The organism is Mesorhizobium sp. M6A.T.Ce.TU.002.03.1.1, assembly GCF_003997275.1.
GTDB lineage: Bacteria > Pseudomonadota > Alphaproteobacteria > Rhizobiales > Rhizobiaceae > Mesorhizobium > Mesorhizobium mediterraneum.
The window spans coordinates 1-944 of the sequence record NZ_RZTI01000290.1 but is presented as its reverse complement, the minus strand read 5'-3'; the positions used below and the strand labels follow the sequence as shown (position 1 = coordinate 944).

At 65.3% G+C, this 944-nt stretch carries 2 protein-coding genes; one reads left to right on the top strand and one right to left on the bottom strand.

The window, feature by feature from the left end; genetic code table 11:
* Positions 1 to 635: LysR family transcriptional regulator (locus tag EOC93_RS33560; protein ID WP_164759398.1), on the bottom strand; the 635-nt coding region annotated here is incomplete at its 3' end.
* A gap of 100 nt (positions 636 to 735) precedes the next feature.
* On the opposite strand from EOC93_RS33560, the gene EOC93_RS33555 reads away from it, so the two are divergent.
* Positions 736 to 944 (top strand): SDR family NAD(P)-dependent oxidoreductase (locus EOC93_RS33555; RefSeq protein ID WP_127206758.1); only part of this gene is annotated, 209 nt, incomplete at its 3' end.

The window sequence follows — 944 nt, the reverse complement described above, 5'->3', positions numbered from 1 at the left end:
ATGGTGCGCCGCTCGCCCGCAACCGTGAATTCAAGCGGCATCACCTCGCCGGGTCGCGACGAGCGGAAGCCGACCATCGCATGGCCTCCGAGATCGTCGGGTGTGGCCGGCACGCCGTGCCTCTCCAGGTAGGCCGGACTGGCGCAGGTGACTTCGCGCAGCGTCGCCACTCTCCGCACGATCATGCCGCTGTCGGCCTGTTCGCCGGAGCGCAGCACGCAATCGACGCCTTCGCGCACCAGGTCGACCAGCCGGTCGCCGTCGCCGATATGCAGGTCGATCCGGGGATAACGATCGAGGAATTCGGCGAGCCGCGGCAGGATGAAATGACGGGCCATGAAGCCGTGCACGTCGATCCTGAGCAACCCTTGCGGCTGCGCCGCCTGGAAGCCGGCCTCGGCATCCTCAATATCGGCCAGGATGGCGAGGCAGCGCTGGTAATAGGCCTGGCCGTCGAGGGTAGGGGCGACGTGGCGTGTGGTGCGCTCGAGAAGCCTGACGCCTAGCCGCGCCTCCAGCTCCTTGATCGCCTCGGTGGCGGTCGATCGCGACATCGAGAGATCGGCCGCCGCCGCGGTGAAGCTGCCGCGCTCGATCACACGAGATAGAAGGCGCATCCGGTCGACACTGTCCATCGCTATTGTTCGCCACATCCGAATGGTGTTGGCAAGACCCGAGCAATTATCCCGGCAAATTTATCACCTACCTTCAGTCCACAAGAATTGGAGATCTGACATGGCTACACAAAATGGAAGAGCGGCGCTGGTGACCGGCGCCTCGAAGGGAATCGGTGCCGAAATCGCCAGGCGGCTGGCGCTCGACGGCTTTTCGGTCGTCGTCAATTACGCCAGAGGCGCTGAAGCCGCCGACAGCGTGGTGCGCGAGATCGAGGCGGCGGGCGGCGTGGCAATCGCCGTCCAGGCCGATGTCGGCGATCCCAAGGG